Here is a 23,136-nt window from a genome sequence, read left to right on the forward strand (position 1 = left end):
TGACGTTTCAGCATAATGCGCCGCGCGCCGGATGCGAGCCTGATCGACAAATCAGATGGATGACGCGGCATCGGTTTGTCCCAACGCAAGATCGCGGCAAGGCAGGCACCAGGGCAGGCGGCTACCCCGGGCCGGTGTGGCGATGTTCAGTCTTCGGTGTATTCGAACAGGTCGTAGCCCATCTGCTGCTCGACCAGCTTGGCGGCGCGCACCGTGCGCGGGCCGGATTCGGCCAGCAGCGACAGCTCGCGCAGTGGCGCGTAGTGGCCCTTGATGGTGGCAATCATCGGCGGCTGCCGCAGCGTGGTGATCTCGGGCAACAGTAGCGCCGGCTCGTATTGCGCATCGACGAGGCCGACCGCCGGGCGCAGCAGCACCACCTCGGCGCGCGCGGCCAGGATCTGCAAGCCCATTTCGATCGCGCCATCCTCGCATTGCTGCAACCAGCGGATCGACGCCACCATCCAGGCACCGTCGCCCTCCGGCCGCAATCCCACCATGTCGCCGGCGTGCAGGCGGCCCGGTGTGGCTTCGCGCGTGGTGACGGCATAGCCGCCGGGGCTTTCGTTGATCACGCGCCAACTGGCGCCCTGCGGCATGCCCTCCAGGCCGGCATTGGCGAAATGGCCGTTGCCGAACGGTGGCAAGCCGTGGCGCTGGCTTTGCGCGGCCGCGCGCAGGCCGTGGCACAGTTCGACGGTGGCATCGTTGCGGATGCGCTGGAACACGCGCTTGGGCGCAATGCTCCACTGCTTGATCAGGCGCCGCACGGTATCCATCCACAACAGCAACTTGACGCGATCCCCCGCAGTGGGCGCCTTGGCCTCCAGTCCCGCCAGCACGCGGTGCAGCTTCTTGCCCAGGTCGATGGTATCGACCAGCATCGCCGTGCCCTGGTAATCGTCCACTGCGCGGTTGCCGATGTAGTGCGGCGCTTCGTCGGCATCCAGCCGCACCAGGAAGAACCCGGCCGCCATCGCCTGTTGCTGTACCACCGGCTGGAAATGCGCGTAATGGCCGTAGTTATCCACCACATCGATCACCCGCGCCTGTTCCGCCGGGGCGAAGCGTAGCGGATCGGCCAGCGACAGCAGCAGCAGGCGTTTGTAATAGATGCTGGTGGTGGGGCCGTCGGGCTCGCCGCGTGTCTCGTCCAGGTAGCGGTGTTCCACGCCGAAGCGGAACAGGCTGTGCACTTCCAGCCAGACGCCTTCCGGCATCGCCATCGAAACCCGGCAGCAGATCTGGTACAGCCGATAGTAGATGGCGATGATCTGGTGGACCAGTTGCGGCGCCAGCTTGTTGCCACCGAATACGAAGCGCTTTTCCAGACGCTCGATCAAGGCTACCTTGTAGCCATCCGCCAGTTCCTGCCACAGGCTACGCGCCAGCAACGCGGCCTGCCGCGCCTTGTCGCGCAGCGGCAGCCCCTGCGACAGGTAGATTTCCTCGAAGCCACCGGCCAGCAGCGCCAGCGCGCTCTGGTATTCGTCCAGCAGCTTGATGCGTTCCTCCGGATCGACCTCCACCCGGTTGCAACTGGCCAGCGCATCCAGGATCTGTCGTCCCGCATCCAGCGGATGATGGTTGGGCAGCGCGGCCAGCCAGTCACGCACGGCCTTGGGCCGCAGCTCGACGAAATCGGCCAGCTTGGCGTCCTTCTCCGGCAACTTAAGCGACAACGGCATCGTTTCCCTCTACAGAGCCGGCCAGGGCTGCGTCCAGCGCCCCCAATGCCGCATCGGCCAGTCGACCGGCCTCGTCATCATTCATCGTATAGGGCGGCATGAAGTAAACCGTGCCGCCAATCGGCCGCAACAGCACGCCCCGCGCCAGCGCTGCGGCAAAAAAGGCGCTGGCGAAACCGCCGGGCGCATCCGCCACGTCGAAAGCCCAGATCATGCCCTGCTGCCGGAAATGCCTTATGCGCGGATGGCGCGCCAGTTCGGCGAAACGGCGCTGCCAGCTTGCGGCACGCTCGCGGTTGCGCGCCAGCACGTCGTCGGCGTCGAAGATATCCAGCACCGCCAGTGCTGCGGCGCAGGCCAGCGGGTTGCCGGTGTAGGAATGCGAATGCAGAAAGCCGCGCGCCATATCGTCGTCGTAGAACGCATCGTAGATCGCGTCGCGGGTCAATACGGCGGCCAGTGGCAGGAAGCCGCCGGTGATGCCTTTGGACAGACAGACGAAATCCGGCTGCACCGGCCCGTGCTCGCAGGCCAGGAAAGTGCCGGTGCGTCCGAAGCCGACGGCGATTTCGTCGGCGATCAGGTGCACGCGGTAGCGGTCGCACAGGGCGCGGGCGCGCACGAGATAGTCGGGGTGGTACATTGCCATGCCGGCAGCGCCCTGCACCAGCGGCTCCAGGATCAGCGCGGCGATTTCGCCCGGATGACGTTCCAGCGCGGCTTCCAGCGCCAGCGCGCTGCGTGCTGCCACCTGTTGCGGCGTTTCGCCCGGTGCGGCCTGACGCCAGTCGGGGCTGGGCACCTGGATGGCGCCACGCAGCAGCGGCGCGTAGGCCTCGCGGAACACCGGCACGTCGGTAACACCGAGCGCCCCCAGGGTCTCGCCGTGATAGCTGCCGGACAGGTGGATGAAGCGGTTCTTTTCGGGGTGGCCGTGGTTGCGCCAGTAGTGGGCGCTCATCTTGAGCGCGATCTCCACCGCCGAGGCACCATCGGAGCCATAGAAGGCATGGCCCAGACCGGTGCGCGCCGCCAGCCGCTCCGACAGCTCGACCACTGGACGGTGAGTGAAGCCGGCCAGCATCGCGTGCTCCAGCGTATCGAGCTGTACCTTGATCGCGGCCTTGATGCGCGGCTCGCCGTGGCCGAACAGGTTGACCCACCAGCTCGATACCGCGTCCAGATACCGCTTGCCGTCGCAATCGACCAGCCACACGCCCTCGCCATGCGACAGCGGCACCAGCGGCAAGCGCTCGTGGCGTTTCATCTGCGTGCACGGGTGCCAGACGGCCTTGCGGCTGCGGTCGAGCAAATCGGCGTTGTTCATGGTTGGCTGACGGAATCGAGGACCGGCATCAATTGTGCCCACTTCAATAACCGTGCGCTATGACGGCAGGCAACTCCTTCCTATCACGTGCAAAAAAGCGGCACGACGCGCGGCTTTTTTTGCGTCGACCCGGTCAGCGTCATGGCAAATACCCGAAAGTTTTTCCATGAGCATGCGGCGGGCCCGCACTGCTGCGGATGCACCCGATGGCCGTCTCCGCGCACCTCTGGCAGCATCGTCCCATCCCTATCCGGAGCCTTGCCATGATCGACCTGCGCAGCGATACCGTTACCCAACCCACCCCGGCAATGCGCCAGGCAATGTTCGACGCCGAGGTCGGTGACGATTGCTATGGCGACGATCCCACGGTCAACCGGCTGGAAACCCACGCCGCGCAGCGCCTGGGCAAGGAAGCTGCGTTGTTCGTCCCCAGCGGCACCTTCGGCAACCAGTTGGCATTGTTCACCCACTGCCGTCCCGGCGACGAGGTGATCGTCGGCGACGACAGCCATATCGTCTGGCATGAAGCCGGCGCGGCCGGCGCCATCGCCGGCGTGCAACTGCGCACGCTGGACAGCGACCGCGGCGTGCTGGATGCCGAGGCCATCCGCCGCCGCATCCGCGTCGGCGACGATATCCACGCACCGCGCACCGGCCTGATCTGCCTGGAAAACGCCCATTCCAATGGCCGGGTGATCCCGCTGGACGCCATGGCGGCGATGTGGGACGTCGCGCAGCGGCACGCCGTACCGGTGCACCTGGACGGCGCCAGGGTGTTCAATGCCGCCACCACGCTGGGCGTGGACGTACGCGAGATCACACGCTACGCGGACACGGTGATGTGCTGTCTTTCCAAAGGGCTGGCAGCCCCCGTGGGCTCGCTGCTGGCCGGCAGCGCCGCCTTCATCGATATGGCGCGGCGTCGCCGCAAGCTGCTGGGCGGCGGGCTGCGCCAGGCCGGCGTGCTGGCGGCGCCGGGGCTGATCGCACTGGAGCGGATGACGCAGCGGCTGCACGAGGATCACGCCCACGCGCGGCTGCTGGCCGAACAACTGGCCGCCCTGCCGGGGCTGGACGTGGATCTGGACAGCGTGCAGATCAACATGGTGTGGTTCCGCTTCACCCGGCCCATCGACAATGCCTCGCTGATGGCACGCCTGAACGCGGCGGGCATCCTGGCCAACCCGCCCGAGGACGATCTGATGCGGCTGGTCACCCACTGGCAAGTCGATGCCGATGCCGTGGCGCGCACCGTCGCGGTGTTCGCCGCTTTCCTGCGCCAGTAGGCATGCCCAAAAACAAACCGACTCGTCCGAAAACCCAGCAGCGGCGCGCCCTGGCGGCCGTTTGCTGACAACACCGACCGCCCGTCGGGCACAGCCGTCGCACCATGATTTTTGCATGACGGGCAGTCGTTCCAGGCAGCCCGACGGCCCCCTTCCCACCCGTTCGGGCGTGCGATCCTTTGCCCGTTTTTTGCGCGACCGGATACCTGCCGTGCCGGTTTGACGCAGCATCAGCCAGGCCTTGCCGCGCAGATGGCGAGCGCTTGGCGCCTATCCGCGTCGGGCGGATGGGGAACAGGGGTTTTCCGGGGATACACGACATGAGCGAAGCCTGCAAAGGCGGCGTACGGGTGCGGTTCGCGCTCGTCGCGCTGACGTGCGCGCTGGGCCTGGCCGCCTGCGGTGGTGGCGGCGGCGGTGACAGCGGCGGAAATGGCAATGGCGGCAACAACGGCGGTGACGGCGCCGTCGCGCCGCAGCCGACACCGCTCCCCGCCTCCAGCGCGCTGCCCGCCATGGCGACGGCGCAATGGAACGAAACAGCGGTACGCAACATCCTGCATACCTTCGCCTACGGCAGCCAGGCCAGCGACGCGCAGATCCAGACCTGGGCGTCGATGTCGCCACAGGCGGCCATCGTGCAGATGCTGGACTTCGCGCCGTTCAACCCGCGCCTGTCACCGGCCACCGGCGTGAGCGGCATCGACCCGCTGCGCGCCACCGGCGGCACGCTCACCGGGCTGGCGCGCTACTGGAGCGGCGCCAGCAGCCCCCTCGTTCCCGCCACCCGCGGCGCGTTCGACCTGACCGGTACCTGGAGCGGCCTGACCCGTACCGGCCTGCAAGCGGGCATGACGCCAGGGCTGAATCCCTTCCTGCACCGTGTACTGTTCTGGGAAACCAACTACCACCTGGCGGTGAACCAGGAAGTGGATGTCTCGGCCGCGCAGATCGCGGCCTACTACGACACGCTGCTGCAATCGTTCGCCGTGGGTGACAGCTACTCGCGCTCGCTGGCACGCGCCGCGATGTCTGCCGCCATCGGCCGCCAGTACGGGCACTTTCGCAATACCTACGACAATGCGCGCGGCGTGTTTCGCGGCAACGAGGACTTCGCCCGCGAGTTCCACCAGTTGTTCTTCGGCATCCTCGGCACCACCCAGCCGGAGGACGCCACGCCCCGCGCGGCGGGCGAGGACAGTTATCACGAGGTAGTCACGGTCAAGAATACCGCGCGCCTGCTCACTGACATGAGCGAGCCCAGCGACCATGCCACCGAGCTGGTTTTCGGTACCGCCCTGCATCACCAGGCGCCGCTGGAAATCCTGCACGCGCAGATCGCCGGCGCCACCGCGCGCGACAAGCTGCTGGCGCTGGCCGAAGTGGCGATCCGCCATCCCGAGTCGGAGGCCAACCTGCCGGTGAAGATCGTGGCCGGCCTGGCCAACGATCGCCTGGGTGCCGCCGACATCGCCGAGCTGCGCGCCTACTGGCGCGGGATGGGGCAGCACAAGAGCCTGCTTGACTTTCTGCGCGCCTACGCCATTTCGCGGCAGTTCCACGATCCCGCGCGGGTGAAGTACCTGACGCCGCTGGAACGCAATATGGTGCTGCTCAACCGCTTCGCGCTCGATCGCCGGGAAAGCGAACTGGTGAACTGGTACTCCGGCATCGGCCTCGTCACCTGGGAGGACGGCTTCAACCCGTTCTCACCGACGCACAACGTTTTCGGCCACACCACCGGCGAGGAAACCTCACTCGCCGCCGACCAGTTTCGCACGGTGTACAACCGCGGCGTGGACGGCTTGTGGCGGCTGGCGCGCGTGGATGGCGAAGGCAATGCCGAGATCACCGCGCAGGCGCCTGGCTGGGAAAAACGCTGGGACAGCATCGCGCCGCGCGACGCCGACGGCAGCTGGCGCACCCAGCGCGTCGCCGAATGGCTGTGGCGACGCTTCATCGGCGGCAACGCCGGCTTCGGCATCTACGAGCGGCTCTACGTATATGCACTACTCGGCACCGGGCGCGACGCCGGCTACTACTGCACCGGCAACGGCGCGGCCGGAACCGATCCCGACCACGTGTTCACCGACGCCGACTTCACCCCCGGCGCGCTCGGCACGCGCTGCCTGGACACGCTGGCCACGCAGCCGGTGGATCTCGCCAACCCCGACGTTGCGTTGCGCAAGGACGCCAACCGCCGCATCGCCTACGCCGTCGCCTTCCTGGCCGCGTTGCCACAGGCGCAGGTGGTGCGCGGTGAATAGCCCATGGCAAGGAAACGGAGTGCCCCATGAATCGACGTGACTTCCTCAAGCTGAGCCTGCTGGCGGGCGGCCTGGCCGCGTTTCCCGGCCTGATCCCGTCCGCCTTCGGCGCCGTGGCCGTGGCACGGCGCACGCTGGTATCGGTCACCCTGGGTGGGGGACCGGATTTCCGCCACCTGTTCCCGCCCACCATCGCCGCCAACGAACCGGCCGACAGCTACGCCATGCGCTGGTGGACCGCGCGCGCCAGCAGCCAGGGCATCGCCGCCGACCAGCGCAACCGCGATGGCTACTACCAGCGCTTCAACAGCGCCTATCAGGCGCTCACCCTGCCGGGTACCGCGCAGCCGGCAGGCATCGGCATGCTGAACCGTTGCGGCTGGCTGAAGGAACAATGGGACGCCGGCCATGTGGCGGTGATCCACAACGTGGTCGGCGCCACCTCGCGCGATCACTCGCATTCGCTTCAGGTCATGGATCAGGGCGACCGCACCAGCGCACCGATGGAACGCAAACCCGGCTGGGGTGGCCGACTGGTCACGGCACTGGGTGGCAATGCCCGCGTCGGCGCGCTGACCCGCGCGCCGCGCCCGTTCTGCCTGGGGCCGGGTGCCGCCGGGCATTTGCCCACGGCGGATCGCGTGATCAGCATCGCCAATTCCCGCGCGCTGGCGCTGGCCGAGCGCAGCTTTCTGCCCACCGACCCAACCTGGAAGAAAGTGGCCTCGGACCAAGTGCTGGCGCGCAGCCTGAAGGCGTACTACGCCGGCCGTGACTTTGCCGCCGACCCGGTACTGGCCCGCATCGCGAATCACGAAAAAGTGCTGCGCGCCCTGAGCGGCGGGGTGAAAGCCCGCCTGGGCAGCGGCGATACGGCCGCCACCGGCGCGGTATTGCCGGTGCCGGATGCGATCCGTGCGCTGTACGCGGCCAGCGCCCCCTACAACAGCCGCTACTGGGGCGGGCAGATCCGCAACCTGCACGATGTGCTGGCACTGAACGGCATCGTCGATGCGCCGGTGCTGTCGATGGAATACGGCGGCTGGGATACCCACAAGCAGCAACAGAGCGGCATCGAAGGCAATCTGGAGGACCTGTTCGCCAAGGGGCGCGGCTTCGATACGCTATGGCCCAACCTGGATGCCACCAGCCGGCGCAACCTGGTGCTGGTGATCTACGGCGACTTCGGCCGGCAACTGGCGTCCAATGGGGATGGCGGTACCGACCATGGGCGCGGCAACGCGGTGCTGGTGATCGGCGAAGACGTGCGCGGCGGGCTGTACGGCGACCCGTTCCCCGCGCGCGAAACAGCGTTGTTCGCCCGCAATCTGAACGACGACATCCAGGGGCTGACCGGCATCGAGCACGTGTTCGGCGCCATGGCGGACTGGGTACTGGGCGGTGACAGCGGCACCACGGTGGTCAATCGGGGCGGCGGATTGCTGGAATCGGGCGTGGCGCTGGACCGGCTGTTCGTCTGATCGCGCGCCCCGGCATTGCGGATACGTCAGTCAGGGCGATCCGACGCCGGGCTCGAGGACGTGGATTTGCGCCGGTCCCGGCCGGGCCTGTCCTGCTGCGTACCGCGCAGTGCATTGAGCAGGATGGCGATGGTGCTGCCGTTGTGCAGCGCCGCCGTGGCGATGGGCCGCAGCAGGCCGAAAGCGGCGGCGCCGAGAATGGTCGAGTTCAGCCCCACCGCCAGCCGGTAGTTGGCATCGATGCGGCGCATCGTGGCGTTGGCCAGGGCCTTGATATCGGCGACACGGGCAATGTCGTCTTCCAGCAGGGCGATATCGGCGGACAACCGCGCGATGTCGGCGCCTTTCTGCATCGCGATGCCCACGTGTGCGCCGGCCAGTGCCGGGGCGTCGTTGATGCCGTCGCCGATGAAGGCGATACGCGCACCGTCGGCGGCCAGCGCCTTCACGATATCCACCTTGTCCTCGGGCAGCAGCTCCGCGTGGCAGGCATCCAGGCCCAGCTCGGCAGCCAGTTCGGTGGCCCGGTCGGCATGATCGCCGGTCAGCATCACGATGCGCCGGGCGCCCAGCGTGCGCAGGCGGGCAATGGTGGCGGCGCCGTTTTCGCGCACCTTGTCCTTGAGCGCCAGCACGCCGATCAGCCTGCCGCCATAACCGATGTAAAGCAGCATCTTGCCGGCCAGGTACAACGCGGCGAGGGCGTCTTCGTACGGCGAGACGTCGATGTGTTCGTCTTCTTCGATGAAATGTCGGGAGCCGACAACGATGCGCTTGCCCTTGATGACGCTCGCCACGCCATGCGCGACGATGAACTCGACTTCCTTGTGCGCAAAATGCTCGCCGCTGGTGTGCTTGGCAGCCTCGACCACCGCCATGGCCAGCGGATGGAAGTAGTGTTCCTCGACCGACGCCGCCAGCCAGATCAGATCGTCGGTACTGAATTCCGCGTCGAAGGGCACCGAATCGGTCACTTCCAGCATGCCCGCCGTCAGGGTGCCGGTCTTGTCGAAGACGAAGGTATCGGCCGCCGCCAGCTTTTCCAGCGCCGCCGCGCCCTTGACCAGAACGCCATCGCGGCCGGCGCGGAACATCGCCGACTTGAACGCCACCGGCGTGGCCAGCTTGAGCGCGCAAGAGTAGTCAGCCTGCAACACCGCCGCCGCGCGTTGCCAATCGCCGGTAAGCAGGAACGCGCCGCCCGCCAGCCCCAGCACGGCCGGCACCAGCCGATCCGCCAGGCGCGATGCATCCAGTTGTGCGGCACTCTTGGCGGTAAGCGACTGTTCGACATAGTCGGCGATGCGCGCTGCGGCGGTGCGAGGCCCCACCTGTTCGGCATAGAGGCGCAGGCGACCCTCCTCGACCAGCGTACCGGACAGCATGGTGTCGCCGCGCACCTTGGCGACCGGCAGGCTCTCGCCAGTCATGGCCGCCTCGTTGACCGAGCCGCTGCCGCCCAGCACCGTACCATCGACTGGCACGATGGTCCCGGTCGCGACGATCACGATGTCTCCGACGACGACCTCGGCAACCGGTACCAGCCTCTCTTCACCATCGCGCTCGACCCAGACCTCGTCGCTGACCGGTTGCAGCAGGCGCTTGAGCAGTTCGTCGGAACGCCGCGCGATGGATTCCTCCATGTATTCGCCCAACGACAGCATGAAGGTGGTGGTATTGGCTGCGAGAAAATCCTTGCGGGCGATGGAGATCGAAACCGCCAGCGCTTCGAGCACGTGCGACGACAAACCGTTGTCGGCAAAATCCCTGAACGCATGGCCCAGCAACGGACCGGCCGCCGCCAGCGCCACCGGCAGCTTCGCCCCGGGCGGCAGGTATTGCGTACCAAGCAGCGTGACCAGGCTGAGCACCACACCGGATGGCGCGGCGTGCGGTTCGGCCTGCCGCCCACCGCTGGCCGCCACCGCGCGCGGCGGCGATAACGTCAGCGCGGCCTGGATCAATGTGTCGCCGTCGGTAACCGTCGTGTCGAAGCGTATCGCCAGCGACTGGACCTTCAAATTGACGCGCACATCGATCACGCCGGGCAGATTGGCGATGGCCAACTCCAGTGCCCGCGCACTGCGGGGCATGCCGGAAGCACAACGGTAGCGCCAGCGTTCCCGGCCGGGGATGCGATGGAGCGGTTCCAGCGATGCGAACCAGCGTGCCGTGAGGCTCATGCCTGGTCGCCGCGCCCCGCTTCCATTTCCGCCTTCAGGTCGGCCATCTGCTCCTTGAACTCCTCGAAGCCCCCAGCCACGCCGCCATACAGGTTCATCGCCAGCTTGATCAGCTTGCCCCGCAAGGCCTCGTCGCTGAGCACATAGGTCGCGGCGGCGCCGATCAGCGCGCCAATGATGAACTGCTGGGTCTGCGGTGAACCGAAGCCACTCGGCAGGCCCAGCCCGCGCAACAGGCCGGCATCGAGCGGCGTATTGCCATAGCCGCCCGCGCCACCGACATCGTCCCGCTCGGCGGCACCTTGCCAGCCACGCTGCGCCAGGTTGTCTTCCATGGCTTTGCGATAGGCCTTTTGCAGTTTCTTCAACTCTTTCTTCTTACCCATTTTTCCTATCCTTTTCGCTGATGAGACATTGCTGGTTCAGGACGTAATCAATCGCGGCCAGCCCGGCCGCGCCGAGGGCAACGGACAGCAGCGCTTCGCCGTAGGCGCGCCGTTGCACGGCATTGGCGGTGGCCACGCCGGCCGCCAGCGCGGTGCCGCCGCGCAAGGCATGACGCAGGACTGCCTTGCCCGAGGCGCGGGGCGGCTGCATCGCCAGCAGCAGGCCGGCAGCGGTGGCGCCACGGACGAACTGGTTGGTGAGCTGGTCCCCGGGACCGGCACCGCGTATGGATTGCGGCCGCTTCACGATGCCGTGTCCGGTTTCGGCCTGGCCTTGGCGCGCGGCGTGGCAGTACCGCTCTTGCGCGGCGCGCGCTTGCGGGGCACCGCCTCGACGGCCGGAATCGCAACCGGCTCGACTGCCTCGGGCGCTTCCGGCACCTCGACGACGGCGAGCTTTTCGCGCAGGCGCGCAGAAGAGGCTTCAATCGCGCCAAGGCCCGTGACCGTGGCCTGCCGCAACCGGGTCTGTGCCTGATCCAGACCGGCCTTGGTCTGCTTGTTCCTGACCAGCCTGACGGCGGCCACGCCGGCCAGCAGGCCGGCGACGAAAGGCATCATGCTCATGGTCTTCCTTCCTTCCCGTGACGACGGGCTTGGTGTTTGACGAAGTAGGTACCGGCGCCACCGGCGATCAGGCCGGCCAGCAATGCCGGCTGAACGCCCCGCAGCAGCGGGCCGACCACGCCGAAGGCAGAGTGCTGGCTGCCGAGAACCGAAAACGCTTGTTCCAGGAAATTAGCCATCGGGCCGTGTTGCACGTAGGCATCCGCCGGCGCAACGCCCTGCGCAGCATGCATGCGCTCCTGCTCCATCGCCGTGGCGGTGGCACGGGCAAATTCGGGCAGTCGCCTGTTCAGCGCGTCACGCTGCAAACGACGCAGCAGCGCCCGGGCATCGGGCTGGGCGATGCTGGACAACAACATGGCGTGGCATTCGGCCTTGGATGCTTCGCCGCGCGCTGCGCGTTCGCAATTGATGCGCCAGGACAATCCAACGCGCGTTTCGGCGGGGAACGGATCGAGCGGCAGCGGAATCCCCAGCCCCCTGCACAGGCTGACGCATTGCGCGATGTGCTGTTCGCAGGCGCGCAGGGCAGCGGGGAACGGCGCCTTGGCGCCAAACGATTCGATCACTCGGGCATGAAAGGCCCGTGTGGCGTACTGATCGTACAGCGCCAGGCGCAGCGCCTGATGCAGCGGTGGAATGCGTGAACCAGGCAGAAGGCGCCGGGCACGCAACGCGGCTTCGTCATGGTTGGGCACGGGTGGCCTCCGCATATCGATCGACGATGATGGTCATCAGCACCCCCGCCGCCGGGCTGTTCACGCCTTCCAGCAGGTCTCCCCAGGCCGAGGGCGGGATGACGCTGGCGTCGTAATCGACGGTGCAGGAGCGCGCCAGCGGATTGAGCCGGATGCCCCGGATGCCGGGGATATCGTCCAGCACACGCTGGAAGCCCTTGGCCTGGGCCAACGTGGAGCGCTCCGCGTCGTCCAGCGTCACCGGGGCAAGCTTGAGGCGGATGCGCCCCGGGATATGGTGGGCGATCTGTACGCTGGCAGCGAAACGGGTGAAAAGCTCGGTAGCGTTCATGGGCGGGGCCGGTGTGGCGCGAATCAGCGCAAGAGGGAACGACGATGAACGCCCAAGTGGACGCCCAGGCAGGCAAGAAAGACGAGGCCGGTTCCGATATGCAGGCTTTTCTTACCGGCTGCGGCAAAGGCCATCGAGGCGCCCAGGCTGGTCAACGCGGCGTACTTGGCATAGCGGTTGGCCCGCAGTCGCAATGGTCGGCCACGCGAGGGGCGCATGCCCATGGCGGCGAGCACGGCATGTTCGATGGCCCGGCCACTGGTGTTGTGCGGGTCGTATTGCACGACGATGCTGGCGGCGCGCGCGTTGATCCGCGTATCCAGCACACCGGCGATGGCGGCCAGCGCCCGCGTGACCCGTTCCTGCGCGTCGTCGTTGCGTAACGACGCATCCCTGATGCGAATCCGTCCTGGAATTGCCGAGGCAATGCGCTTCATCATCTGGACTCCTTGCCGATGGAATCAATGATAATGAGCGCGCGCGGGTTGGCCGGACGTGACTCTCCCGGAGTTGACGAAGATCAGAAGAAGATAACCCTTGGGTTTCACCACCCATGAAAAAGGCACCCCGCAGGGTGCCTTTTTCGTCTGGAACGTATCGCTTACTTCACCAGCGCCTTGGCGCGGGCCGCGACGTTTTCCGGGGTGATGCCGAATTCCTTGAACAGCACGCCAGCCGGAGCCGATTCGCCGAAGTGGTCGATACCGACCACATCGCCTTCCAGGCCCACGTACTTGCGCCAGCCGTCGGTCACGCCGGCCTCGACCGCCAGGCGCGGCACGCCCGGCAGCAGCACGCTGTCCTTGTACGCCTGATCCTGCTTGTCGAACACGTTGGTCGACGGCATCGACACCACACGGGCGGCAACGCCTTGCGCAGCCAGTTGCTCGGCGGCCTTCACGGCGACATCCAGCTCGGAGCCGGTGCCGATCAGCACGACCTTGGCATCCGCCACATCCTTCAGCACGTAGCCACCCTTGCGGATGTTGGCGACCTGCTCGTCGGTGCGCTGCTGGAACGCCAGGTTCTGACGGCTGAAGATCAGCGTGGACGGGGTGGTCTTCTGCTCGATGGCGTGAGCCCAGGCGACGATGGATTCCACCGTATCGCACGGACGCCACACGTTCATGTTCGGGATCAGACGCAGTGTCGGGGTTTGCTCGATCGGCTGGTGAGTCGGACCATCTTCGCCCAGGCCGATGGAATCGTGGGTGAACACGAACAGCGTCGGGATCTTCATCAGCGCGGCCATGCGCAGCGCGTTGCGGGCGTATTCGCTGAACATCAGGAAGGTGGCGCCATACGGACGCCAGCCGCCGTGCAGCTGAATGCCGTTCATGATGGCGCTCATGCCGAACTCGCGCACACCGTAGCTGATGTGGTTACCCACCAGCGTATTGCCTTCGCGCTTGAGCGGGGTGCTACCCTTCCAGTTGGTCAGGTTGGAGCCGGTCAGGTCGGCCGAGCCGCCGAGCATTTCCGGCAGCTTGGGCACGAAGGCGTTCAGCGCGTTCTGGCTGGCCTTGCGGGTGGCGATGGTTTCGGCCTTTTCACGGGCTTCAGCCAGCGCGGCGTCGACGATGTTGCTCCAGTTACCCGGCAGTTCGGCGGCGATGCGGCGCTTGAACTCGGCGGCCAGATCCTTGTGTTGCAGCGCGTACTTGTCGAACAGGGCTTGCCATTCGGCTTCCTGCTCGGCACCGGCCTTCACACGGCTCCAGGCGTCGTAGATATCCTGCGGGATTTCGAACGGCGGGTACTTCCAGCCGATGGCTTCGCGGGTGGCGGCGATTTCGGCCTCGCCCAGCGGTGCGCCATGCGAATCGTGGCTATCGGCCTTGTTGGGCGAGCCCTTGCCGATGATGGTCTTGCAGCAGATCAGCGACGGCTTGTCGGTAACGGCCTTGGCTTCTTCGATGGCCTGGAGCACGGAATCCACATTGTGGCCGTCCACAGCGCGCACCACGTGCCAGCCATAGGCTTCGAAGCGGCCCGGCACGTCTTCGTTGAACCAGCCTTCGACGTGACCGTCGATGGAGATGCCGTTGTCGTCCCAGAACGCCACCAGCTTGCCCAGGCCCCAGGTGCCGGCCAGTGCGCAGGCTTCATGGCTCACGCCTTCCATCAGGCAACCGTCGCCCAGGAACACCCAGGTGTGGTGATCGACGATGTCGTAACCGGGCTGGTTGAACTCGCGAGCCAGCAGCTTTTCGGCCAGCGCGAAGCCGACAGCGTTGGAGATGCCCTGACCCAGCGGGCCGGTGGTGGTTTCCACGCCAGGTGCATAGCCGTATTCCGGGTGGCCGGCGGTCTTGGAATGCAGTTGGCGGAAGTTCTTGATATCGTCGATCGACAGATCGTAGCCGGTCAGGTGCAGCAGCGCGTATTGCAGCATGGAGCCGTGACCGTTGGAGAGGATGAAGCGATCGCGGTTGAACCAGTGCGGGTTCTTGGGGTTGTGGCGGTAGTTGCCTTCACCCCACAGTGCCACGCCGATTTCGGCCATGCCCATCGGCATGCCGGGGTGACCGGAGTTGGCTTTCTGCACGGCGTCCATCGCCAGCGCCCGGATGGCATTGGCCATGTCTGTACGCGTTGCCATAGGAAATCCTCTAAGAGAAATAAACATGGTGGGAGGCGCCGACTGCGCGCCAAAGCGGCTCGCCGCATTATCCCGACTCACTGCCTGGGGGACAACACCGCGCCACCGCGAAAGGTTCAGGTTTTACTCCAATGCGCCGGCGGGGGGCTTGTTATGGCTCAAACCGCGGCACGACGCCGATTGCCAGCATTGTCGAGCGCCCTTTCGCGGTGTGCCGGAAGCTTCTTTATACACACGCCGGAACGCGGCGCCAGGGCACGGCACCTTTCCGTTCACCAGTCGGATCTGGCAACGCGCCGCACGTTCAATCCACGCGGCGTACCTGGATGGCGCTGATATAGGGGGCCCCATCGGCGATGGCGGTTTCGCGCCCCACCAGTTCGAAGCCAGGTGGCAGTTCGTCCGTCCACGCGCGTACCAGTTCATCGAACACCAGCAGTTCGACGTCGAAATCGGCGGCGGTCAGCGTGCGCGTCTCACCGCGTGGGGTGGCATCCAGCACTTCGCTGAACTTGAGCAAGGTTTCGAATACCGCCATGTCGAATCTCCTTGGCGCCGGAGGGCGCCGGTAAACGGGTGGGGAATACGGTCGCGCTCAGGCGCCCAGCGCGGCGGCCAGCACCAGTAGCAGACCGATCAGCGACACCATCCAGACCAGCGAGCGCACGCGGGGAATGCCGGCTGCGTAGAGCGGCACGTAGAGCACGCGCGCCCAGAAATACAGCAGGCAGCCCCAATGGCTGAGGTCACCCTGCCGGCCCTGGATCATCACCACCAACACGGCCGCGGCGAAGAAGGGAAAGGTCTCCATCAGGTTGGCCTGGGCGCGTTGCAGGCGGCCGCCCAGCGGCGTGGGCGACGGCGGCGCCACATCGCGGGGACCGGCAGCCCATTTGAGACCCTGCTGCCGCCGCAGCACCGAGGCGGTGAGCAACACCTGGACCAATCCGAGCACAATGGTCCAGGCCAGGGCTTGCAGTTCGATGGGCATGCGGGGGACTCCGTGGGGGGGATGGCTCACTATAGAAGCGTGGCCGGGCTGGGTTAGCGTGATTTCTACAGGAACGCCTGAGTGCGAATGGATGCGTGAGTTGAATATCCACAAGCATCGGGCTCCCGGCAAAGCCGGGCGCGACTCATGGTCAAGTGCCGGCACGGCGTTCCCCTGATCCGTTCCACTCCCCCCGCCCTCGCCGCACGAGCCTTGGGCCTTCACATGCGCTGTGGCAAGCCCACCGACATCTAGCCCCCGGCGAAGCCGGGCGCATAACGTCATTTTCCTGCTGGCAACGGCTCTCCCGAATCCATTCCACTCCCCCCGCCCTCGCCGCGCGAGCCTTGAGGCCTCACATGCGCTATGGCAAGTCCACCGACATCTAGCCCCCGGCGAAGCCGGACGCATAACGTCATTTTCCCGCTGGCAACGGCTCTCCCTGATCGATTCCACTCCCCCCGCCCTCGCCGCCGCGAGGGGGCCTCGCTGTGCTCGATACGTGGATGTTGGCTGCTTTGCGGTTCGGGATATGTGAGTTCTTGGTTGGCCGGCAAGCCTGAGTGGCCCTTATACGGGCATCAGGTATCCGGCTAAGTCGTGCAGGTGCCCTGGGTGGTTTGTGCCGGTTCCATTCGCGCGTTCCGCGCCGTGGCGAGGATGTTGTTTTGCACTCGGCGGAAGAGGCGGGCTCTGGTTCACCAGGCTTCGACTGGCCACTCGGCCAGTTGCGCGAGGTAGTAGTCGCGGTCGGCGGGGGAAAGCTCCGCCAGTTGCGTGCGCAGGCGCGCCAACAATTCGGGGGTGCCGGCGACCTTTTCGTGGCGGCCGAACCAGGCCGCTTCGTACAGCAGTGCGCACAACTGAGTGGCGGGATAACGACAACGGCCAGCGTCGTGTTCGTGCAGCAGGCCCATGGCCGTGGCATGCCAGCCTTCATTCAATGGCAAGCCGGCCAGCGCTTCGGCGAAGGGGCCGGCCCAGCCCAGCAGGGTGTCGAGCGGGATGGGCGCGCCACCGGCCAATTCGCCGCGTGCGATACGCATCAGGTACAGCGGGTTCCACGCGCTCTGCCGCGACAGGCCATTCCGGACGCACAGCCATTCACTGAAGGCGATCCACTGCACCGCCTGCGCCGCGCTGTCGGCGTCGCCGCCCAGGCCGGCCAGACGGAACAGCCATTGCGCCATGCCAAGGTTGGCCGCGCCCTGTTGCGCGGCATCCAGCGTCTGCGACCGCAACGCCGTCGCCAGCGCGGTGCCGAAGCGCTCCAGCGCGACACGTGCCCAGGTACCGGCATCCGGGTGGCGCGGTTGCGCCAGCGCGCGTGACCGCAACAGCAGCGCCGACAGGTTATGCCATTCGAAGCGCAGGTGTGGATGGTGGCGCAGCAGCACGCCGGCATCGGCGGCCAGGTTATCCAGCAAGCGTTCGGCGCACGCGAGGTCTCGCCGGTCGTAGGCGCACCAGGCCCCTAGCAACCGCTCCATCGCGGCCAGATAGGCGTCGTCCACCAGCACGTGCCGACGCCGCAGCCGGCGCAGTTGCTGCAACAGGCGAGCGGTCTGCGCCGCGTCGCCCAGGCGACGCCAGATCCAGGCTTCGGTCAGCCACAGGTGTGCCTGCTCGGCCGGGACGGTCGCGAGTTCGCCGGCAAGGCGCAGCGCGCCCAGCGCACCATCGTCGCGCTGGGCGGACACCAGCCTGCCGCTGCGTATCGCCAGCCGCGCCAGCGTCATCTGTCGCCAGAATGGCAGCTCATCCAGCGTCAGGCGCTCGCTGTCTTCCATCGGCGTGGCGTCTTCACCCAGGAACGCGATCAGGTCGTCCGGGCTGGCGGGCACACCGGCGACAGTGAATTGCAGGCGCGCGGCCTCGGCGGCCGGCAACCAGAAAGGGCCCCGACTGCGCTGGCCTGTGTTGAGAAAGCGCACGTCACGCCCGCTGTCGTCGCCCCATCCCACCGTCACCCCCCAGCGTGCGAAATCGCGGAAGGCACGGCTGATCGCCATCCGCAGGGTCTTGGCGTCGCTGAAGCCGCGATGCAGCGCCTGCGAGTGCACGGCAGGGTGACCGAGCTGTCGCGCCTGGGCCAGTCGCACCAATAGCCACAAGGATTGAAACGGCGCCCGGGCGCCGTCCACCGTCTGCGGCGTGGTCAGTTCGACTCGCACGCTCATCGCGTGTGACGGCTGTGACAGCCGTGCACCTGGGCGCACCGGGCAACGCCACCTACGATGACGGGCACCGGCCGGATCATCCAACCCTTGCAGTGGAGGTTTTCCATGAGTTCGCATTCCCTGGGGCGATGGCCCCGATTGTGGCTGTTCCTGGCCGCTTGTGCCGTGCTGGCGCTGTCACCGCTGTCACGCGCCGCCGAGCCATTGGCTCTGGCATCGCTGTTCCAGCGCTTCGGCGTGACAGGCACGTTCGTGCTGTACGACGCGCAGGCCGACACGCTACGCATCTACAACCCGGAACGGGCGGCGCGACGCATCGTGCCGGCATCCACTTTCAAGATCCCCAATAGTCTGATCGCGCTGGAAACCGGCGTGGTGCGCGATCTGGAACAGGTGCTGCCGTATGGGGGCAAACCGCAGCGATTGAAGCAGTGGGAACAGGATCTCAACCTGCGCGATGCGATCCGCGTCTCCAGCGTGCCGATCTACCAGGGCATCGCACGGCGCGTGGGCCCTGAGCGCATGGCCGCGTGGGTCAAGCGCCTGGGCTACGGCAACATGGAGATCGGCATCGGCGCCGGTAGGCCGGTCGACCGGTTCTGGCTGCAAGGGCCGCTGAAGATTTCCGCCGTGGAAGAAGCCCGTTTCGTGGCACGGCTGGCGCGCGGCGAGCTGCCTGCGTCGCAGCGCAACCAGCAGTTGGTACGCGACATCCTGAAGCAGGAGGACGGCGACGGCTACGTGCTGTACGGCAAGACCGGCTGGTATGCGCCGCCACAGGGAGGCGACATCGGCTGGTGGGTGGGCTGGGTGGAGAAGGCCGGGCGCATCCACGCCTTTGCACTGAACATCGACCTGCCCGACGAAGCGGCGGCGGCCAAGCGCGTGCCGCTGGCGCGCGCAGCGTTGCAGCAGGCGGGCATCCTGTAGCGTTGGGAACCCAAGGCGCCGCCCGGTCAGACCGACGGCGCGCTCACCATCCAGTGCGCGCCGAAGCGGTCGGTCACCATGCCGAAGCCCGCCGCCCAGAAGGTGGGCGCGTAGGCCGTGGTGATCTGGCCCCCATCGGCCAGCGCGTCGAACATCTGCCGGCCGTGTTCGGTCGATTCGGCAGTGAGATGCAGCGATACGCCCTGCATCACCGCCGCCTCCGCGCGCAGACCGTCGGAGGCGAACAGTTCGCTCTCGCCGATGTGCAGGCTGGCATGCATCACCTTGTCCAGCCAGCCCTCCGACACTTGCGCCGGCTCGGGGGAATCACGATAGCGCAGCAGCACATTCACCCTGGCGCCCAGGTGCGTGACATAGAAGCGCAGCGCTTCGTCGCACTGGCCATTGAAGAACAGGTACGCTTGAACTTGCATCGTCGGCTCCCATTGGTCCCGGATACTTCAATCTAGGACGAATGACACACGACCATCGCACGGCAGGCGTTCGGCCCGCCTATTTGCTCACCACGCCGAATACATGGCACAGGTAGGCCAGGAAATTGGGGTCTTCGCACATGCCCTTGCCGGGGCTGTCGCTCACCTTGGCCACCGCCTGCCCGTTGCAGCGGGTAAGCTTCATCACGATCTGCAACGGCTCGTGCCCGCAATCGTTGGAAAGATTGGTGCCGATGCCGAAGCCGGTACGCGCCCGGTCGGCGAAATGACCATACAGCGCCAGCGCAGCGGGCAGGGTGAGGCCATCGCTGAACACCAGTTGTTTGGTGCTGGGGTCGATGCGGCGGCTTTCGTAATGGGCAATCACTTTTTCGCCCCACTCGTACGGATCGCCCGAGTCGTGGCGCAATCCGTCGAACAGCTTGCAGAAATAGAGATCGAAATCGCGCAGGAAAGCATCGGTGCCCACCACGTCGGTCAGCGCAATGCCCAGGTCGCCGCGATATTCGTGCACCCAGTGCTCCAGCGCATTCTTCTGGAAGTCGCGCAGCCGCGAGCCGAACGACTGGAATGCCTGCAGGTACTCATGCGCCATGGTGCCGATCGGCGTCAGGCCGTATTTGCGCGCCAGGGACAGGTTGCTGGTGCCGCGCATGTACGGCGCGGCATCGCGCGCCAGCGTGGCGACCATTTCGTCGTGCCACACCCGCGAAAAGCGCCGCCGCGAGCCGAAGTCGAAAAAGATGAAGGGAAAGCGCCGCGCCGGCACGTCGCGCAGCGTGCCCAGCTTGTCCGCCAGACGGCGGCGCCCTTCGGCCAGCGCGGGCGCGGCCGGAAACTGGCGGAAGTACACCTCGTTGACGATGGCCAGCACATACACTTCGAACAGCATGCAGTGCAGCATCGGCCCGCGCACGCGGATTTCCAGATCGTCGGGGCGGTCTTCGGGCACCGATACCTCGATGAAGCGCCGCTGCAACTGGAACAGCCGCAGGAAATCCACGAAATCGGATTTGATGAAGCGCAGGCCGCCGATATATGCCAGTTCGTCTTCGGTAAAGCGCAGGCCGCACAGGAAATCGAGCTGGGCCTCGATTTCGGCCCGCAGACCCGAGAGCGGCAGCGCTGGCGTGTTGCGGCACTTGAAGGCGTATTCGGCGCGCGTTTCGGGATGATGGTGCAGGATTTCCTGCATCATCGTGAACTTGTACAGATCGGTATCGAGCAGCGAGACGATCACCGGGTCGAAGACGGACATCGGCACTCCACGGGGCGCGCCCCGGACAGATGGGTTTCGATTGTAAGCGGCGAGCGCCAGCGCGCGGCAGGCCGCTGCGTCAAAAACGGCGTGGTTTTTTCACGCCGCCACCGCCGCCACCGCCGTGCCGCCCAGCCATTGCCGCAGCCGCGCCGCTGCGCCCAGCAGCGCCCGACCCGACAGCAGCGCGATGTCCTGCACCTCGGCGCGGCGCTCTTCGTGGTCGGTGGGCAATGACAGGCTGGCCAGCATCGCCTGTGCCGCCAGCCCGCCCACATGCGCCACGCTGTCCAGTTTGAACAGGGTGGCACGATCGACGCCTTCGGCCAGGATGGTCTTGCATTCCACCAGATAGAGCTGGTTGTTGCAGAGGATGGCCACGTCGAATTCATTGTCCACCTTGCCATCCACGCGGATACGGATGCCGCAGGCCAGGTCCTGGATCGGTAATTCGCCCACCAGCGCGCCAGCCTGGCTGAAAATCCAGCGTTCCAGCCAGCCGCCATGCAGAAAGCGATGGCTGGGACGGTCGGCAAAGGCGATGCGGCCATCGGGCAGCAGGCGGGCCAGCCGCGATTCGTGCAGCAGCTCAGCCAGTTCCGGTTGCGGATGATGCAGCGCGCCCCGGCTGATCCAGCCGGCATCGACATCGGCCGCCAGCGCATTCAGCGCCAGGATGGCACGTGGCCGGTACGCCGCCAGTTCGGCAAAGCCGGCGGCCCAACCTTCCAGTGCGGCGTCGCGCTGCGACAGTCGGCATTCGACGGTGACGATCTCCGCACCGTACAGGCGGAAGTATTCCTCCAGCCGCATGCGGTCGGCGATGTTGTAGCCGTTGGCGAGCGGCGCAGCGGCGGCATCGCTGAGCCAGACCAGCGTGTCGGCCTCCGGTTCGACGGCGAACATCGGCAGGGCATGGCGGCTGCCGACCTCGAAGCCGATCGCCGCCTGCACCGGCGTGGCGCCGGACAGATTGAGCACGCAGGGCTGGCGACTGGCGGCCACGGTGGCTTCCAGCCGTTCGCGGATGGTGGCCGGGTCGTAGCGCGGGCGCAGCGGCAGCACCGTGGTCGCCAGCCCGGCCTTGCGGCACACGTCGGCCACCGCACGCATGGCGTCGCCGATGGCCGGGTCATGCAGCAGCGTGACGCGGGTGAAGCCGAAGCCGCGATCGAACAGGGGCGAGACCAGATCGGTGGACACGTAGCCGACAAGGCAGATCAGGTGCATGGGTGAAATCCGGGAGATATCGTGGGAAGCCTTTCCACGTTATGACCCAAATCGCTGCGACCTGCCGTATCTACCAGCGGAACACCACGTCGGCACGTCCGCGTGTGGCTGCGATGCGGCGCGCGTTCGGTTCGTCGGTGTGCGCCACCCAGTCGGCCGCCGCCGCCGCGTCCCGGCCGAATCGCATGTGGCGTTCGACCAGCCGCTCCCGGCGCAGGTCGTCGTCCACCTCGACGTACCAGCTTTCGTCGAGCAGGGGTTTCACACCGGCCCAGTGGCCGTGTTCGAGCAGCAGGTAGTTGCCCTCGACGATAACCAGCGGCACGTCCGCCGGTACGGCGATGGCCCCGGCGACCGGCTCTTCGATCTCGCGACGGAACGCCGGCGCGTATACCGTCTCGCCCACGCGCGGCTGGCGCAGCCGCGCCAGCAAAGCAACGAAGCCGGCCGCGTCGAAGGTATCCTCGGCGCCCTTGCGCGCCGCGCGGCCCAGCCGCTCCAGTTCGACCTGGGCCAGGTGATAGCCATCCATCGGCACCACCACGGCCCGCGTGCCGAGGTGGGCCAGCAAGGCGGCGGCCAGGGTGGACTTGCCAGCGCCCGGTGCTCCCGCCAGCCCGAGAATGCGGCGGCGGCCACTGGTCAGCAGGGCGTCGAGGCGGGCGAAATAGGGTGCGGCGATCGGATGCATGGGCGGGCCGGAGGGCGTAGGTGGGCGATGAAGGAACATACCCGCAGGCCGGGCCACGCGCCAACCCGGCGAGCGGCCCGGCCTCCGTCCTTCACCCCCACGTTTGAAGGTCGATCCGCCCTGGCCTACGCTGTTCAGGGTGTGTCATCAATGGTTTCGCGACAGCGCTGGGCCGAAAAAGCGCCAACCACAAGGCGCGTGATGTAACCAATAGCCGGTTATTGACAAGGAGTGCGAGCGGGTTCGGTGCATTTCGGGCGCCCCGCGATGTCGCTGACCGCTTGCGGCATTCATACCTCGGCGCGACCAACTCCTTGCGGGGGCATCCCGAACCGCACCGAACGCTGCCGCGAAACCATTGATGGCACCCCCTAGATTCGCTTCGTCGCCGGCGACCCGTGCGACGCGCCGAGGCATTCACCCTGGAGACCCTGCAATGAGCAAGCTTGCCGCCATCAAACCCCTGGGCCAACGCATCTGGCTGGACAACCTGTCCCGCGGCCTGTTGCAGTCCGGCGCACTGCA

Annotated in this window: 21 protein-coding genes; 4 read left to right on the top strand and 17 right to left on the bottom strand. The window is 66.7% G+C overall.

The annotated features are described in order from the left end of the window. Positions 1 to 146 precede the first annotated feature (146 nt). Together FAZ21_RS02495 and bioA are read right to left on the bottom strand one after the other, a co-directional pair. Positions 147 to 1,688, bottom strand: coding sequence for a cyclic-di-GMP receptor FimW-related protein (locus FAZ21_RS02495; protein WP_136771689.1), 1,542 nt, complete (start codon positions 1,686 to 1,688; stop codon positions 147 to 149). Next, entirely contained in the window at positions 1,672 to 3,015 is a 1,344-nt protein-coding gene (bioA, locus tag FAZ21_RS02500; protein ID WP_136771690.1) for an adenosylmethionine--8-amino-7-oxononanoate transaminase, read from the bottom strand. Before bioA ends, FAZ21_RS02495 begins: the two co-directional genes overlap by 17 nt. A gap of 263 nt (positions 3,016 to 3,278) precedes the next feature. Here bioA and ltaE point away from each other — a divergent pair, with 263 nt between their 5' ends. The 3 genes from ltaE (at position 3,279) to FAZ21_RS02515 (ending at position 8,049) form a co-directional block, all read left to right on the top strand. After that, a complete protein-coding gene (ltaE, locus tag FAZ21_RS02505) occupies positions 3,279 to 4,301 on the top strand; it encodes a low-specificity L-threonine aldolase (RefSeq protein WP_136771691.1) in 1,023 nt (340 codons plus the stop codon). A 320-nt stretch (positions 4,302 to 4,621) separates the two neighbouring features. Then, on the top strand, positions 4,622 to 6,568 hold the full coding sequence (locus FAZ21_RS02510) for a DUF1800 family protein (RefSeq protein WP_136771692.1): 1,947 nt from the start codon (positions 4,622 to 4,624) through the stop codon (positions 6,566 to 6,568). Positions 6,569 to 6,594: 26 nt separating this feature from the next. Next, positions 6,595 to 8,049, top strand: a complete 1,455-nt coding sequence (locus FAZ21_RS02515; protein WP_136771730.1) for a DUF1501 domain-containing protein — start codon at positions 6,595 to 6,597, stop codon at positions 8,047 to 8,049. Positions 8,050 to 8,075: 26 nt separating this feature from the next. Here FAZ21_RS02515 and FAZ21_RS02520 read toward each other — a convergent pair whose 3' ends face one another. The 11 genes from FAZ21_RS02520 to FAZ21_RS02570 all read right to left on the bottom strand — a co-directional run bounded on the left by FAZ21_RS02520 (position 8,076) and on the right by FAZ21_RS02570 (position 18,047). After that, positions 8,076 to 10,232: a heavy metal translocating P-type ATPase gene (locus FAZ21_RS02520; RefSeq protein WP_136771693.1), complete on the bottom strand. Its 2,157-nt coding sequence runs from the start codon at positions 10,230 to 10,232 to the stop codon at positions 8,076 to 8,078. Continuing rightward, positions 10,229 to 10,618, bottom strand: coding sequence for a YtxH domain-containing protein (locus tag FAZ21_RS02525; RefSeq protein WP_136771694.1), 390 nt, complete (start codon positions 10,616 to 10,618; stop codon positions 10,229 to 10,231). Before FAZ21_RS02525 ends, FAZ21_RS02520 begins: the two co-directional genes overlap by 4 nt. Continuing rightward, positions 10,611 to 10,925 carry a hypothetical protein gene (locus FAZ21_RS02530; protein WP_136771695.1) on the bottom strand — a complete coding sequence of 105 codons (315 nt, stop codon included), beginning with the start codon at positions 10,923 to 10,925 and terminating at the stop codon, positions 10,611 to 10,613. The genes FAZ21_RS02525 and FAZ21_RS02530 overlap by 8 nt, the downstream gene beginning before the upstream one ends. Beyond that, positions 10,922 to 11,245 carry a hypothetical protein gene (locus tag FAZ21_RS02535; RefSeq protein ID WP_136771696.1) on the bottom strand — a complete coding sequence of 108 codons (324 nt, stop codon included), beginning with the start codon at positions 11,243 to 11,245 and terminating at the stop codon, positions 10,922 to 10,924. Before FAZ21_RS02535 ends, FAZ21_RS02530 begins: the two co-directional genes overlap by 4 nt. Then, on the bottom strand, positions 11,242 to 11,943 hold the full coding sequence (locus tag FAZ21_RS02540; RefSeq protein ID WP_136771697.1) for a ferritin family protein: 702 nt from the start codon (positions 11,941 to 11,943) through the stop codon (positions 11,242 to 11,244). Before FAZ21_RS02540 ends, FAZ21_RS02535 begins: the two co-directional genes overlap by 4 nt. Further along, positions 11,930 to 12,274 carry a cation transporter gene (locus FAZ21_RS02545; RefSeq protein ID WP_136771698.1) on the bottom strand — a complete coding sequence of 115 codons (345 nt, stop codon included), beginning with the start codon at positions 12,272 to 12,274 and terminating at the stop codon, positions 11,930 to 11,932. The genes FAZ21_RS02540 and FAZ21_RS02545 overlap by 14 nt, the downstream gene beginning before the upstream one ends. A 23-nt stretch (positions 12,275 to 12,297) precedes the next feature. Then, positions 12,298 to 12,714 carry an HMA2 domain-containing protein gene (locus FAZ21_RS02550; RefSeq protein WP_211243338.1) on the bottom strand — a complete coding sequence of 139 codons (417 nt, stop codon included), beginning with the start codon at positions 12,712 to 12,714 and terminating at the stop codon, positions 12,298 to 12,300. A 161-nt stretch (positions 12,715 to 12,875) separates the two neighbouring features. After that, the gene (gene tkt / locus FAZ21_RS02555) at positions 12,876 to 14,876 is read right to left on the bottom strand and encodes a transketolase (RefSeq protein WP_136771699.1); all 2,001 of its coding nucleotides are present in this window, start codon (positions 14,874 to 14,876) and stop codon (positions 12,876 to 12,878) included. A 304-nt stretch (positions 14,877 to 15,180) separates the two neighbouring features. After that, positions 15,181 to 15,414 (bottom strand): hypothetical protein, encoded by a 234-nt coding sequence (locus tag FAZ21_RS02560; RefSeq protein ID WP_136771700.1) that lies wholly within the window; start codon positions 15,412 to 15,414, stop codon positions 15,181 to 15,183. Between the two features lie 57 nt (positions 15,415 to 15,471). Continuing rightward, the gene (locus tag FAZ21_RS02565) at positions 15,472 to 15,867 is read right to left on the bottom strand and encodes an MAPEG family protein (protein ID WP_136771701.1); all 396 of its coding nucleotides are present in this window, start codon (positions 15,865 to 15,867) and stop codon (positions 15,472 to 15,474) included. Between the two features lie 698 nt (positions 15,868 to 16,565). Further along, positions 16,566 to 18,047, bottom strand: a complete 1,482-nt coding sequence (locus FAZ21_RS02570) for a hypothetical protein (RefSeq protein WP_136771702.1) — start codon at positions 18,045 to 18,047, stop codon at positions 16,566 to 16,568. A 105-nt stretch (positions 18,048 to 18,152) separates the two neighbouring features. Here FAZ21_RS02570 and blaOXA point away from each other — a divergent pair, with 105 nt between their 5' ends. Then, a complete protein-coding gene (gene blaOXA / locus FAZ21_RS02575; RefSeq protein ID WP_136771703.1) occupies positions 18,153 to 18,977 on the top strand; it encodes a class D beta-lactamase in 825 nt (274 codons plus the stop codon). A 26-nt stretch (positions 18,978 to 19,003) separates the two neighbouring features. Here the strand turns inward: blaOXA and FAZ21_RS02580 are convergent, their stop codons facing one another. From FAZ21_RS02580 to FAZ21_RS02595, 4 genes are all read right to left on the bottom strand, one after another. After that, entirely contained in the window at positions 19,004 to 19,411 is a 408-nt protein-coding gene (locus FAZ21_RS02580) for a VOC family protein (protein WP_136771704.1), read from the bottom strand. Positions 19,412 to 19,490: 79 nt separating this feature from the next. After that, positions 19,491 to 20,690 carry a nicotinate phosphoribosyltransferase gene (pncB, locus tag FAZ21_RS02585; RefSeq protein WP_136771705.1) on the bottom strand — a complete coding sequence of 400 codons (1,200 nt, stop codon included), beginning with the start codon at positions 20,688 to 20,690 and terminating at the stop codon, positions 19,491 to 19,493. A 99-nt stretch (positions 20,691 to 20,789) separates the two neighbouring features. Next, positions 20,790 to 21,920, bottom strand: a complete 1,131-nt coding sequence (locus FAZ21_RS02590; RefSeq protein WP_136771706.1) for a Card1-like endonuclease domain-containing protein — start codon at positions 21,918 to 21,920, stop codon at positions 20,790 to 20,792. A 70-nt stretch (positions 21,921 to 21,990) separates the two neighbouring features. Beyond that, on the bottom strand, positions 21,991 to 22,611 hold the full coding sequence (locus FAZ21_RS02595) for a nucleoside/nucleotide kinase family protein (protein WP_136771707.1): 621 nt from the start codon (positions 22,609 to 22,611) through the stop codon (positions 21,991 to 21,993). Positions 22,612 to 23,136: the final 525 nt, after the last annotated feature.

This window comes from Chitiniphilus eburneus (assembly GCF_005048205.1).
Classification (GTDB): Bacteria; Pseudomonadota; Gammaproteobacteria; order Burkholderiales; family Chitinibacteraceae; genus Chitiniphilus; species Chitiniphilus eburneus.